The sequence below is a fragment of the Pseudomonas sp. GW704-F2 genome (assembly GCF_059423025.1).
Map to the genome: position 1 here is coordinate 235,324 of NZ_JBWKXO010000003.1, position 14,209 is coordinate 249,532.

Annotated in this window: 8 protein-coding genes; 5 read left to right on the top strand and 3 right to left on the bottom strand. The window is 58.2% G+C overall.

The genetic code is table 11. The features are described from left to right. Positions 1-28: 28 nt before the first annotated feature. Positions 29-1,195: an ATP-NAD kinase family protein gene (locus AC07W0_RS04495; protein ID WP_017849123.1), complete on the bottom strand. Its 1,167-nt coding sequence runs from the start codon at positions 1,193-1,195 to the stop codon at positions 29-31. 162 nt (positions 1,196-1,357) lie between these two features. Between AC07W0_RS04495 and AC07W0_RS04500 the strand changes: the two genes are divergently transcribed. The 4 genes from AC07W0_RS04500 (at position 1,358) to AC07W0_RS04515 (ending at position 9,266) form a co-directional block, all read left to right on the top strand. After that, positions 1,358-1,957, top strand: a complete 600-nt coding sequence (locus AC07W0_RS04500) for a TetR/AcrR family transcriptional regulator (protein WP_102617099.1) — start codon at positions 1,358-1,360, stop codon at positions 1,955-1,957. 43 nt (positions 1,958-2,000) lie between these two features. After that, a complete protein-coding gene (locus AC07W0_RS04505; RefSeq protein ID WP_102617100.1) occupies positions 2,001-2,342 on the top strand; it encodes a hypothetical protein in 342 nt (113 codons plus the stop codon). A 277-nt stretch (positions 2,343-2,619) separates the two neighbouring features. After that, positions 2,620-3,822, top strand: a complete 1,203-nt coding sequence (locus AC07W0_RS04510) for a M48 family metalloprotease (RefSeq protein ID WP_102617101.1) — start codon at positions 2,620-2,622, stop codon at positions 3,820-3,822. Beyond that, positions 3,810-9,266, top strand: a complete 5,457-nt coding sequence (locus AC07W0_RS04515; RefSeq protein WP_102617102.1) for a WGR domain-containing protein — start codon at positions 3,810-3,812, stop codon at positions 9,264-9,266. Before AC07W0_RS04510 ends, AC07W0_RS04515 begins: the two co-directional genes overlap by 13 nt. A 271-nt stretch (positions 9,267-9,537) precedes the next feature. On the opposite strand, the gene AC07W0_RS04520 is transcribed toward AC07W0_RS04515, so the two are convergent. Beyond that, entirely contained in the window at positions 9,538-10,887 is a 1,350-nt protein-coding gene (locus tag AC07W0_RS04520) for an MFS transporter (RefSeq protein WP_026140305.1), read from the bottom strand. A gap of 184 nt (positions 10,888-11,071) precedes the next feature. After that, positions 11,072-12,109, bottom strand: a complete 1,038-nt coding sequence (locus tag AC07W0_RS04525) for a LacI family DNA-binding transcriptional regulator (protein ID WP_102617103.1) — start codon at positions 12,107-12,109, stop codon at positions 11,072-11,074. Positions 12,110-12,389: 280 nt separating this feature from the next. Here AC07W0_RS04525 and AC07W0_RS04530 point away from each other — a divergent pair, with 280 nt between their 5' ends. After that, complete coding sequence (locus AC07W0_RS04530; protein WP_102617104.1) at positions 12,390-14,174, top strand: IlvD/Edd family dehydratase; 1,785 nt, start codon at positions 12,390-12,392, stop codon at positions 14,172-14,174. The last annotated feature ends 35 nt before the right edge of the window (positions 14,175-14,209 follow it).

Here is a 14,209-nt window from a genome sequence, read left to right on the forward strand (position 1 = left end):
ATCCTCGTTTTTTGGATGGAACAAATGATCAGGATCGAACCCTGAAAAAGACGGACCGGTCGGGTCCTGTATGCACGCGTATATGGCCGCTGAGCATGGCGTCGACTTCAGCGTCACCGGTGTCGACGCGCAGGCAGCCGGCGTCGAGGGAAATCAACTTGTCCATTGAGGTGATCACGATGATGTTTTCGCGCCCGGTCCGGCGGATCACCTCGGCACTGATCTGCTGATTGCCGCGTCCGAACAAGCTGCCATGACCACCAAGCACACCGACGATGATGCGGGTTTCTTGACCTTCGATTAGATGGATCAACGCCTGCTCGTTGAGGTCGGCGCCAACCAACGCGCCGTCCATGACCGCGTCGACGCCGAGCAGAGTCGACGGCAGGCCGAGTTCGGTCATTATCCGCCGCGTCGTGGTGCCGGGGCCCAGCAGATAAAGCCAGCCAGCTTTCATCTGGCGGACGACCTGCCGGGCGACAGCGTCGAGCGCCAGGTTTTCATTGAGAACGGAGCCGGCCTTGGCGTTTTGCACCAAGTGCCGTTCGTGGGGGCTGCGGGCGTAGCCATAGAGCCGCGCCGAAACCTGATCGTTGCGCATGGCGGCTTCGTCGATATCCATGACCTCGGCTTCGCGAAAGCGCACCGAAGACTCGCCGGCAATGACGCGTGCGGCAAGATTTCCGGCGTTATCAGAATTGGTCCCGAACACCGCGGAGTACATTTTTACGCCGGTCGGGATCCCGAGAATGGGGACCCGGTCGTTGACCACGCCCAGCACATCGCGCGCAGTACCGTCACCCCCGGCGAAAAGAATCAGATCGACCGAGGCATACGCCATGACCAGCGCAGCATTGCGAGTGTCATCTGGCCGGCTTGATCCGGGAGACGGTGTGTATACGACAATGGGCTCGATACCTGCGGCGCGTGCCGCATCTTCACCCAGTTCCCCGGCGCCGGTGATCAGTTGAAATGGCGTGACCAAGGCCGCCAGGCGTTTGAGCGCAATAGAAGCCCGTTCGCTGGAAACGGGCACTGCGCCACGGCGTATCGCTTCCCGCAGAATGTCGGGACCATCGGTCCCTTTCAAGCCCACACGCCCGCCCATGCCGGCGACAGGGTTGACGATCAGCCCGATGGTTTTGCCCTGGCCCGCGCTACGGAGTGAAATATCAAAGTCGCGCTGCTCACGCATTGCTCAGTATCCTGTGCTGAATGACAGCGTTACAGAGCCGGTCGAGCATACCGCTCAGGCTCATTGCATACGCCTCGTATGTCAGTCACAATACGACATACGCTGCGTATGTCAACTCACATACGCCATGAATGTTAAATTTTTGATAAGGAAAAAGGACCGATGGCGCAGAAGCGTGCGGACATGATTACGGAGACCCGCGGCAAGCTGATCAAGGCGGCGCGGGACGCATTCGCTGCGAAGGGCTATGCGGACAGTTCGATGGATGATTTGACTGCTAAAGCCGGGCTGACCCGCGGCGCGCTTTACCATCACTTCGGTGACAAGAAGGGTTTGCTTCAGGCGGTCATCGCCCAGATCGATGAAGAGATGATGGCGCGTCTGTCGGTGATCATCGCGGAAGCCAGCACGACCTGGGATGGCTTCATCGATGAATCCATTGCTTACATCAAGATGTCCCTGGAGCCTGAGATCCAGCGCATTGTGTTCCTCGATGGCCCGTCGGTACTGGGTGATCCCTCGCAATGGCCGAGCCAGAATGCCTGCATCCGCAGCACTCAGCGCAGCATCCAGAAACTGATCGACGAAGGCACGATCCACGCGGTCAACACCGAAGCGACGGCACGTTTGATCATGGGCGCCCTGCTCGGCGCTTCCTTGTGGATTGCCAATGCCGAGGATTCGCAAACGGCGTCCGAGCATGTCGCCGAAAGCTTCCTGGCATTGGCTTCCGGATTGCTGCTGGAGAATAAAAAGGCGTAATTCTTGCTGCATGCAGAGGGGCAAGCTTCAGGGGCGATTCAGCATGCACAGTCAAACTCAACACTTCGACCAAATCATCGAGCACGCCGCCTCTTTGCGGCACTGGTCTCAGCACTACGACAAGCTGACGCCCGGTGCTTTCCATGGCTATCTGCAGGATGTGCAACTGCAGGGCGTGCGATTGTTCCGCGAAACCATGAGCAGTGGCGTGGCTCAGCACACCCATATGCCTGCCCGCTGCATAAACCTGCTGCTGCCGGTGAACCTGCCCGGTCCGTCCGACATCGCACCGAATCGAAGCATTCTGGCCGACGGCCTGAATTTCTTGCCCTATGACGGCGATTTTTTCTTTATCGCGCCACCGGATACCGACTACATCATGTAGACGACTTTTGATAGCTCCCAGCATCTACCCAGATCCCATGCAATGGCCTTCCATGTCCCGCTGAGTGGGCTGCTGATCTGCTTATGAACATCTGACATCGCCCACTTAATAAGATGCCATGTTCCGAACGGACACATGCACTTTCACAAGTATTTTCCCTTCCCCATAGGTATGCTCCGCGTTTATTACCGATCACTGATACCGGCATGCCAACCCAAGTCTCTGCTGCACAACCGCAGGATATGGAGCCGTATTCTCTCAAGGACGTTTGAACACAATGAGTACCCCCGCGCTGGACATCAGCAGCCTGACGCCACTGCCTTACCACCAGCGTGTGGTCGACTACCTGAAAGCCCATGAACCTGTCGTGTGGGAATGGGCCTCGTCCTTGGGCGTTCAGCAGGAGCATGCCCAGGATGTGCGCGCGCAATTGCTGCGTGACACCTATCGCCTGAGCCCCGAGACCCATCCGCAGGCCTATCAAGCCTGTGAAAAGGCGTTGCAGTGCTTGCAGATCAAGGCACCCGCAACCCTTTACCAGGCTGGCGACGGTGCGATGAATGCGAGTCTGTATTACCTGGCCGGTGAAGTGCATGTGGTGCTTTACGGACCGATTCTTGAGCGCCTGGATGCCCAGGAGTTGCTGGCGTTGCTCGGGCATGAGTTGGCTCATTACCGCTTATGGTCGGAGCACAGTGGCGACTTTCTCACCGCCGAGCGGATTCTCAATCATGCCATGGCCGATGTGAATACGCCGGCCAGCCTGGAACAGACCGCACGTCTATATAGCCTGTACACTGAAATCTATGCCGACCGCGGTGCCGCCCTGGTTGCCAATGGTCCAGAAGCGTCGATTACATCGCTGGTCAAGATTCACACCGGGATTGTCAGCGTTGATGCCACCAGCTACTTGAAGCAGGCCCGCGAGCTGGATGGCAAGGATGCACAGTTATCCCAGGCGATTTCCCATCCGGAGACGTTTCTACGCTCCCAAGCGGTGGACAGCTGGTGGCAGCGACTCCCGGATACGGATACCTGGCTGGATCGCCGGTTGCGCGGGCCGTTGTCGCTCAATCGCCTGGACGTGACCGATCAGGTCGAGTTGACCGCCCTCACCCGCAGCTTTATTGCCCATTTCATCGGCACGTCCGTGTTGCAATCGGAGGTTGTGCTCAACCAGGTGCGCGGTTTCTTTCCCGACTGGAGAGACAACGAAACGCCACTCGACCTAGCGACGCTGAATGCCGAGCGTATCGACACAAGCATCCATGAATACCTGCACTTCATCATGCTTGACCTGAGCCTGGTGGACCGCGACCTGCGGGATGATGCCTTGCTGCACGCGGCACGCACCGCCAAGAAACTCGGCAGCACCGATGACTTTATCAACGTGCTCAAGCGCGATATCAAATTACCAAAACGTGAGCTCCACCCGATCATTCGTATGCTCAACGCGGAGGTCGACACATGGACCCAGTAATCCAACCCGTCACATTCACTCAATTACTGAATAGCCACGATGGCGCTGCCTTGCCCATCGACGATGTGTTGTTCCTGGTGCTACCGCTGCTACGCCAAGTGGCGCAACTGCATGAACTGGGACGTGTCGCCCAGCTCAGTTATCTCGATGTGATACAGGGGCCGGAACGCACGCTGCAACTGCGCAATCCCGAGGGTGTCCCTCCGCGACTGGCGCTGGAAGCGATCAAGCAGGTGCAGCCCAATCCGGAATCGGCGCTTAACGTCGTCGGCAAAGTCCGCCTGATTCGGGATTCGGAAAGCGGCGTGACCATTACCGACCTGCAAGTCCAGGAAGATCTGCATCAAACCATCGACCACCCGGTGTTCCTCCCGGACCTGCACAGTTGGGAGCATCGCCTCGGGCACCACGATGAGATCACGGACATATTCCAGCTCGGCCAGTTGCTGGCGTGCCTGGCGTGCGGGCTGGATTTCGCCGATATCAATGACCTCAAGACGTTTGTCCGGCATCGTCGCAATCTGTTCCAGCTCAATGGCCGGCTCAGCCCCGTGCTGGCCAACCTGATCGTCGAGATGACTGAGCTCAACCGCCATGAGCGCGCCACTGATGTGGGCTCGCTGGCACGCCGCTTGAATTCCTGGCGCGAACAGCCGGCCAGCCTGGATGTCGAGCGTGTGTTGGCCCAGGCCGAAGGCCCGGCTTCGCGGCGCACTGTGGTGCTGGAACATCTGCGCAACCGGTTGTTTGACCTTTCGCGTCGCAATCGACTGCTGTATTTCCGGCCGACCCAAGCCAACATCAACTTGACCGTGGCCAGCGTTCCGTTGGTGATGCGCATTGAAAGTATCCGGCCCGAAGCGCTATGCACCTGGCAGCCCACCTTCGGCGGATTCTCCGAACAAGTGCTGAGCGGTAAACCTGTCGGCCTGCAGCAATGGCTACGGTTCGAAGACCAGACCTGGCTGCAGGCGTCGCTGGAGCGCATCATCCAAGAAACCCGCCGCGACCGCGCCGAATTCGGCTTCAGTAACCTTCGCCTGGTGGTGGCGTTCATGCGCTGGCACAACCTCAAGGACACGCCGGAAGAACGCATCGTCACCCCGCTGCTGTGGTTGCCGGTAGAATTGAGTCGCAAAAAAGGGGTACGTGACCAGTTCGTGTTGCAGTGCGACGAAAGCGAGGCCGAATTCAACCCGGTACTGCGTCATCAATTGCGTCAGCTCTACGACATCCAGTTGCCGGAAACCGTCGACCTACAAAAGACTTCGCTGGAAGACATCCACGCCGATATTGCGCGCCAGATCAAACTGACCGAGCCCGGCGTCGAGTTACGCCTGCAAAGCAAACCGCAAATCGAACTGATCCACCAAAAAGCCGTGCAGCATCTGCACCACTTCCAGCGCCGTCGTGCCCGCCAGCGCATGTCGACGCCTTTGGTGAAGCCGGATTTCAGCTACGACCGCGAAGATTTCCGTCCGCTGGGCCTGCAGTTGTTCCAGCAGAAGGTGCTGCCCAGCGAGTTGCCGCTGCGCCTGGCCGTAGGCGCCAAACCCGTTCTGCGCAACCAACACCCTCAGATGGTTGCCAGCAGCGCCGAAAACAGCACCTTCGCCATGCCCGAGAACCAGGGGCATCGCTACGCCTGGGACATAGACCTGACCCAGGTGACCCTGGCCAACTTCAATTATCGCAAGATGTCGCTGGTGCGTGACTATGCACAGTTGATCGACGAACCGGCGCAGAATGAAGCGTTTGACCGGATGTTCTCCATCGAGCCTCGGGACGTTGAGGTCCAGGCCCCCGACCCGACCCCGTTGCCGGAGCAGTGGAACGTGGTGGCGGGCGACGCCACGCAGAATGCTGCCGTCAGTCTGGCCCGTACCGGGCGTAACTTCATCATTCAGGGACCACCAGGCACCGGCAAATCCCAGACCATCACTAACCTGATCGCGGACTACGCCGGTCGCGGCCTGCGAGTGCTGTTTGTCTGTGAAAAACGTGCAGCGCTGGACGTGGTGTTCCATCGCCTGCAACAAAGTGAACTGGGTGAGTTGTGCTGCCTGATCCATGACTCCCAGACAGACAAGAAGGCCTTTGTGGGCAACCTGCGCGAGTGCTATGAGCGTTGGATCGCCGGTGATGCGCAGTCGTCGCAGTTGCAAGCCCGGCGTGACACCTTACTGGCTGGCCTTAGCCAACAGCTGGGCTTGATAGAGCGTTTTGAACAGGCAATGCGTGGGGTGCCGGAGTCCTTGGCATGCTCGGTACGCGAGTTGGTACGTCATCTGATCGAACTGCCGCCCGTTGCTGCCAAGCTGCCCCCCGAAGCCTTGGAACGTTTACCCGAATGGCGTTATTGGCAGGCACAAAGCGAACTGAACGGTCGCGTGTATCAGGCGATCAAAGAACGTTTCGGCCTCGACAGCTTCGCACATCATCCTTTCAGCCATTTGGCCTCAAGCCTGATTACCCACGAACATGCGTATGGCCAACTCAAGGCGTTCCTGGATGAAGCCAGTGGGCTGATGGACAGCGTCGAGCAATTCCTGGAGTCATCGTCGAGCCTGTTGTCCGGGGACACCCGCCTGGCGGATGCGTGCGTCCTGACCCAGGCCGCCGAACAATTGACCAGCGCCAACCTGGCAGCGCACCTCAACCTGCTGGAACCGGGCTCATCAGGCGCCCAAGCGCTGCACGCCGAGCAGGCGGCGTTGCAAGCACTAGCCGTACAGCAACACAACGCCCGTGAATCCACCCACCACTGGCGTGAAAAACTCGCGCCCCAGGACACCCAGGCTGCCATTGATCTGGTTCAGCGGCTGGAAGGCTCGCTGCTGCGTTGGCTGCAACCCGCCTGGTGGCGGCTGCGCGGTGAATTACAACGACGCTACGACTTCAGTCAGCACGCGATTCGACCCAGTTTCCGGAGCGTGCTAGACAACCTGGCCGGCGAGCATCGCGCCACTGCCGAGCTGCACGCCGAGCAGCAACACTTGCAAGACCGTTATGGCATCCCGGATATCGACCTGTTCGTGCATAACCTGCAAGTTTTGCTCCAGCAACTGAGCGCATCACCGCTGTTGCGCCAATGGGTTGAGGGCCTGCGGGGTAATCCGGACGCCCTGCCCGGTGTACGCCAGGAAGCCAGCCTGCGCCAGCCGGTGGCGCGCTTGGCCGAGCTGGTCGCGCAACATTGTGTGTTCGACCCGGCGCTGAGCCTGGGCGAGTTGGCCGAGTACCTGCGCGATCTGCGTGAAGAACTCGACGAACTGCCCGACACCCTGCCCCTGCTCAATGAGCTGCACCAAGCCGATCCTGTCTGCCTGGCGGTCGTGCAACAGTACGCCTTGGCGCAACGCGCGCTGGACGGTTTGATTGCCCAGGAAAACCTGACCCGCCTGTACCGCGCCAATCCGCAGCTGGCGCGCTTCGACGGCCCGGCCTTGAGTTTGGCCGCGCGCCAGATCAGCCAGGCTGAATGCAACCTGCTCAAAAGCAATGCCAACGTGCTTAGCGCCACGTTGCACCAGCGTTTTCTGGAGCATGTGAAGCAATCGGCGATGTCGGTGACTCAACTCGACGCCCAGGCCCGCGAGTTCAAGAAAGCCTACGCCAAAGGCCGCCGTGAACTGGAACACGAGCTGGGCAAGACCATGCGCTATCGCTCCATTCGCGAAATGGCGAGTGGCGACAGTGGCCGCGTGATCAACGACCTCAAGCCCATTTGGTTGATGAGCCCGCTGTCGGTGTCCGACACGCTGCCTTTAACACCGGACCTGTTTGACGTGGTGATTTTCGACGAAGCCAGTCAGATCCCCAGTGAAGAAGCCGTGCCTGCACTGAGCCGTGCGCAGCAGGTGATTGTGGTCGGTGATGAGATGCAATTGCCACCGACCAACTTCTTCTCCAGTGCCGGCGACCAGGACGATAACGAACTGATTGCCATGGAGGATGGCGAACAGATCGCAATCAACCTTGATGCCGACAGCCTGCTGAGCCAAGCCGCGCGAAACTTGCCGGCAACCCTCCTGGCCTGGCACTACCGCAGTCGCCACGAAGCCTTGATCAGTTTTTCCAACGCGGCGTTCTACGAAGGGCGGCTGATCACCATTCCCGACCGTCGTATCGAGCGCCCTGCCCCGGCCCAAACCGCACTGGACTCCATGGACGCCCAGGCTGTCATCCGGGGCGCCGACACGCTGCTCGACAGCCCGATCAGCTTCTTGAAGATGAGCGACGGTGTCTACCTCAGCCGCAGCAACCTGGCCGAAGCGCGGTATATCGCCAACCTGGTACGGGAGCTGCTGCAACGGGAGACTGGTCTGAGCCTGGGTGTCGTGGCCTTTTCCGAGGCCCAGCAAGGCGCCATCGAGCAGGCCCTGGAAGACTTGGCCAGCGGCGACTCGGCCTTTGCCACACGACTTGAGCGCGAGTATGTGCGTGAAGATGCTGGGCAATTCAATGGCCTGTTCGTCAAGAACCTGGAGAACGTCCAGGGGGATGAGCGTGATGTGATCATCCTGAGCATCTGCTACGCGCCAGGACCGAACGGCAAGATGCTGATGAACTTCGGCCCGATCAACCAGCGTGGTGGGGAAAAACGCCTTAATGTGATCTTCAGTCGCGCCCGCAAGCGCATGGCGATTGTCTCCAGCATTGAGTCCGAAGCCATCACCAATACCCACAACGATGGTGCCGCCGCACTGCGTGCATTCCTGCAGTTCGCCCAGGCCAGTGCCAGCGGGGATGCGTCGCGCTCCCAGGGTATCCTCGCCAACCTCAATCCAGGCGCCAAGCAGTCCTTTGCCGTCAGCCTGCCCAAGGACCACCTGCGCGGCGCCCTCGCTGCCGCGTTGCGCAAACGCGGGCATTCGGTTCAGGAATATGTCGGACGTTCGCAGTTCCGCTGCGACCTCGCGATCAGTGACGCCAGTGGTGAACACTTCAGCCTCGGCGTACTGCTGGACGGTAATACGGCGGCCGCCGCTGACGTACGTGAGCGCTACATTTTCCGCCCGACGGTACTGCGCAGCTTCGGTTGGAAGATCATCGACGTGCTCAGTAATGACTGGCTGCGCGACCAAGAAGAGGTGCTCAATCGCATCGAAGCGTTACTAAGGGGCGAGGAAGCCGCTGCACTTCCAGAACCGGAACAGCCAGAGGAAACCAGCGAGATCCAAGCCCAGCCGCCAGTCACCACTGAAGCGACACCCTTGATGCGCGAGTTCACCTTTGGTGAAGGCAATTCCAACAAGTTCTGGCGTATCGGCGTCACCGAGGCTGAGGTGGTGGTGAATTTCGGCCGTATCGGCACCAAGGGCCAAACCCTGATCAAGTCCCTCGACAGTCCCGAACGCGCTTTGCGTGAGGCGGAAAAGCTAATCGCGGAGAAACTGCGCAAAGGGTATCAAGAGCAGGCGGGTTCAATCACCCCGGGGTGAGCTGAGTCGGTCCAGCATGAATGAGACAAGCGCCTTCAATCCTTCAATAGATGCCAGGTCGCCAATACACCCTATGCTGACTGGTATCTCTCATCAGGTACCGCACACTCCTGAACACCAGAAAAAAATGAGCTGAGTAAAACGAACAGCAGAAGCGCGGCGTCCCAGAAAATTTATATTCGTACGCGCTACAGCCCAAGAGATTTCCCATCCTGCCGGCGACCCAAGGTCGTCGGCAGGATGAGGCATATCCGGCTATTAGCCGGATAAGTCACGCTTTTTCTGTGGAGAGCATCGACTTCGGGATCAGCAGAATCAGCACGCAGCTAACGAACAAGCAACCGCCGAGGACATAGGTGCCGTTATTCATGTCTCCTGTCAATGTCTCTGCCATGGCAGTAATCATGGAACCGGTAAATCCCGAGAGATTGCCAATTGCGTTGATCATGCCAATACCCGCCGCTGCCGCCACACCGGACAATACCGTGCCTGGCAGTGTCCAGAAAATCGGCATCAGGCTCAGCAAACCTGAGGCGGACACGCTGAGGAAGAAAATCGACACCGGCAGGTTATGGGCAAAGATCGCGCTGCAAATCAACCCGATCCCACCAATGAATGCTGGTATAGCCGCATGCAGTCGGCGCTCGCCGGTTTTGTTGGAATGCCAGGCGTTGAGTGTCATGGCCACAATGGCGGTCGCGTAGGGAATCGCCGTCAGCAAACCAATGTGCAGCGTATTGGAAACGCCCGTGGCCTTGATGATAGTGGGCATCCAGAACGCCAGACCGTAAAAACCGGTGTTGAAGGTCAGCAGTATCAGTACCAACAACCACACTCGCCCATTGAAGATCACATCTCGAAGGCTCGACGCCTTTTTCGTGTTATCCCGGTCGAGGTTATTTTTGAGCATGTTTTTTTCTGCAGCGGTCAGCCATTTGGCGTTGTCGATTTTATCGACCAGCAAGGTCACCACTACCACCGCCATGATCAACGACGGAATACCCTCAATGATCAACATCCACTGCCAGCCAGCCATGGCATGCACTCCCTGCATCGCACCCATCAACCAGCCGGACAGAATCCCGCCCAAGGTCAGGCTGATCGGCATGGCCATCAGAAAGCCCGCCATTACTCGGCTCTGCCGATGGGTGGGAAACCAGTAGTTGAGGTAGAGAATCACGCCTGGGAAAAAGCCGGCTTCGCATATCCCCAGCAGGAATCGCAGCACGTAGAACATGGTTTCCGATTCGATGTGGAAGAACCGGGCTAGCGGCACGGTAAACGCCACAGCCATGGAGACAATGCTCCAAGTAATCATGATTCGAGCGATCCAGAGGCGCGCGCCAAAGCGATGAAGGAACAGGTTGCTAGGCACTTCGAAGAGGAAATAGCCCCAGAAGAAGATGCTTGCACCGAGCGCGTAGACGGTATTGCTGAATTGCAGATCGTTGAGCATATCCAGCTTGGCAAAGCCGATATTGACCCGATCCAGGTACGCCGCCATGTAGCAAAACAGCAGGATCGGCAGAATACGCAAGATGACCTTTCGGTAGGTACGATCCTCAGAGGTAAGCTCCGCCGAGCCCTCTCCTGCGAGAGGACGCTGAGATACTGATTCCATGTGTTGACCTCAAGGCATGTTGTCATGCCGATTGTTTTTGTTTTGGCTTGCGACCTTGAGCTCCTCGGACTGACCTGGGGCAATCCTACGGATAAAAGGAAACTGCAAGTTGGCGTGTTACCGGTAACATTTTTAATTTAGCAATTAGTTTCAGAGCAAAGCAAGCAGGCTCGATTAATAATTTTTAGGTGCTTTCACGCGCCAGGATTTTGAATTCGACGACGTCACGTTCCCGCGGACGTGGTAGTCCAAGGCGCTGCGCAGCGGCGCTGGCGACAAGCAATTGGCCCGCGCGCCAGCCAATTCCATACGGATCCACCGCGACGGTGGTAATGGTCGGAGTGCAATACCGTGACACTTCGAAGTCTCCGAAGCCTGCGATAGCAATGTCCTCGGGGACACGTCGACCCTGTCGATGGCACTCCATGATTGCCCCGAACGCCGACAGGTCACTCACGCACATCACTGCTTCCGTATCCGGCCATTTTTTCAGCAGTCGCTTCACGGACTCTCCGCCATGACTCATTGTGATGGGTGACTCGCCATATTCCATTACCCTTGGCTCCCCTGCCCCCAACGCTGCGACGGCCTGAAGATATCCCTGCTGCCGTTGCTGGCCGCGGTGGTCGAGAACTGACGCCCCCCCGATGTAGCCGATTCGCCGATAGCCTTGCTGATGCAAGTGCTCGTACAACGCGGCAGCGGCCGACACGTTACAAAATCCAACTGATTGCTCAATAGGATCGGTTGGAATATCCCAAGTCTCAACAACGGGAACTTGCGCTTGGCGCAGTAGCTTACGGGTTTCGTCCAAATGTGCGCTGCCCGTCAACATCACCCCTACCGGCCGATGACGCAGCAGCGTGCGTACCAGCAACGCCTCCTGCTCCAAGTGGTAGTCCGTGTCACCCAACAGCAGGCATAGGCCATGTTCACTGACAGCATCATTCAGGCCGCGCACGGTATCGGCAAAGTTCGAGCTCGCCAATGACGGCACCAAAGCCACGATAAATTCCGAACGTCCGGTCGACAGGGTTCCGGCAGAGGCATCAGGCAGGTATCCCAGGCTTTCAATCGCCGCGAGAACAAGCTTTTGCGTTCGCTCTGACACATCCCGACCGGCCAAGACCCGGGAAACCGTCATCTTTGAAACACCGGCCAATTTGGCGACGTCGGCCATTCGCGGCGGCGTGGTGATTTTGCCTGAATCCTCGTAACTCATGGACGTCCTGTTTTCCTGAAAATGACCGGGCGGTTTATAAAAATCGACGCCGAAAACACTGATGGTCGCTGATTATACATGGGCGTTGACAGGCCGACCTCTGCTCCTTGCAGGGGTGACCCGAGCCCGTTCAAACATCGACATTGGGTCTTTACAAATAAAATGTTACCGGTAACATCAAGCCATTCGAACGCCGACGGATGCTGAGCAATCCCCATTCTTGTCGCCACCTGCGGTAGTTCACTTTCCGTCGATATGCCTCTAACAAGAGATAAAACCCATGCCTGAAAACACTCCTCTGCCCCTGCGAAGTCAACAATGGTTTGACGATCCAAGTCATGCAGACATGACCGCGCTTTACGTCGAACGCTTCATGAACTACGGCATGACACGCGAGGAGCTGCAATCGGGTCGTCCCATCATCGGCATCGCCCAAACCGGTAGCGATCTCGCACCGTGCAACCGTCATCACCTCGAACTCTCGCAGCGCACCAAAGCGGGTATTCGCGATGCGGGTGGCATTCCCATGGAGTTCCCCGTGCATCCTATGGCCGAACAGACCCGGCGTCCCACTGCCGCGCTGGATCGCAACCTAGCTTACCTGGGGCTGGTCGAAATTCTTCACGGATACCCGCTTGATGGTGTGGTGCTGACAACAGGCTGCGACAAGACCACACCGGCTTGCCTCATGGCGGCGGCGACAGTTGATATTCCGGCCATCGTACTGTCTGGGGGGCCGATGCTGGATGGACACCACAAGGGCAAGTTGATTGGCTCCGGCACGGTGCTGTGGCATGCGCGCAACTTGCTCGCCAGCGGTGAGATCGATTACGAAGGGTTCATGGAAATGACCACTGCAGCCTCTCCTTCCATTGGTCACTGCAACACCATGGGCACCGCATTGTCGATGAACGCTCTTGCCGAAGCGTTGGGCATGTCCCTGCCCGGCTGCGCGAGCATTCCGGCAGCCTATCGTGAACGCGGTCAGATGGCCTATGCCACTGGCAAGCGCATCGTCGACATGGTTCGTCAGGATATTCGCCCATCCCAGATCATGACCCGCGAAGCCTTTGAGAATGCCATTGCCGTGGCATCAGCTTTGGGTGCCTCCACCAATTGCCCGCCACACCTCATCGCAATCGCGCGACACACCGGTATCGATTTAAGTTTGGAAGACTGGCAACGTATCGGTGAAGACGTTCCGCTGCTGGTTAACTGCATGCCAGCTGGCAAATACCTTGGCGAAGGATTTCACCGCGCGGGCGGTGTACCGGCAGTCATGCACGAACTGCAGAAAGCCGGACGACTGCACGAAGACTGCAACACGGTCTCAGGCAAGACCATTGGCGAGATAGTTAGCACTGCGGCGGCCAGCGATACCGATGTGATCCACACGTATGAAGACCCCTTGATTCAGCGAGCCGGGTTCATCGTGTTAAGCGGTAATTTCTTCGACAGCGCCATCATGAAGATGTCAGTGGTGGGCGAAGCGTTCCGCAAAACCTACCTGTCAGAACCTGGCGCGGAAAACAGTTTCGAGGCCAGGGCCATCGTTTTCGAAGGCCCTGAGGACTATCAGGCCCGAATCAATGACCCCGCACTGGACATCGACGAGCGCTGCATTCTGGTCATTCGCGGCTGCGGTACCGTGGGTTATCCGGGCAGCGCCGAAGTGGTCAACATGGCACCACCCGCAGCACTGATCAAACGTGGCATCGATTCCCTTCCTTGCCTGGGTGATGGGCGCCAAAGCGGTACCTCGGCAAGTCCGTCGATTCTCAACATGTCCCCTGAAGCTGCCGTCGGCGGCGGAATAGGGTTACTGGAGACCAACGATCGGCTTCGCGTCGATCTCAATGCTCGTCGAGTCGATCTACTGGTGGATGAAAGCGAAATGGCACGTCGCCAGGCGGCGTTTAAACCATCCATCCTCGCTTCGCAAACCCCATGGCAGGAACTCTATCGACAACAGGTCGGCCAGCTCTCCACTGGCGGTTGCCTAGAGCCTGCGACCTTGCACCTGCGAGTCATTGCGCGCAGCGGCGATCCACGTCATTCCCACTGATTCGTTCTTTTTGCAAAGGGTGTTGTCCATGTCCC

Coding starts and splice junctions, on each gene's coding strand:
- AC07W0_RS04505 (WP_102617100.1), top strand. CDS start 2,001: ATGCACAGTCAAACTCAACACTTCGACCAAATCATCGAGCACGCCGCC.
- AC07W0_RS04515 (WP_102617102.1), top strand. CDS start 3,810: ATGGACCCAGTAATCCAACCCGTCACATTCACTCAATTACTGAATAGC.
- AC07W0_RS04530 (WP_102617104.1), top strand. CDS start 12,390: ATGCCTGAAAACACTCCTCTGCCCCTGCGAAGTCAACAATGGTTTGAC.
- AC07W0_RS04520 (WP_026140305.1), bottom strand. CDS start 10,887: ATGGAATCAGTATCTCAGCGTCCTCTCGCAGGAGAGGGCTCGGCGGAG.
- AC07W0_RS04510 (WP_102617101.1), top strand. CDS start 2,620: ATGAGTACCCCCGCGCTGGACATCAGCAGCCTGACGCCACTGCCTTAC.
- AC07W0_RS04495 (WP_017849123.1), bottom strand. CDS start 1,195: ATGCGTGAGCAGCGCGACTTTGATATTTCACTCCGTAGCGCGGGCCAG.
- AC07W0_RS04525 (WP_102617103.1), bottom strand. CDS start 12,109: ATGAGTTACGAGGATTCAGGCAAAATCACCACGCCGCCGCGAATGGCC.
- AC07W0_RS04500 (WP_102617099.1), top strand. CDS start 1,358: ATGGCGCAGAAGCGTGCGGACATGATTACGGAGACCCGCGGCAAGCTG.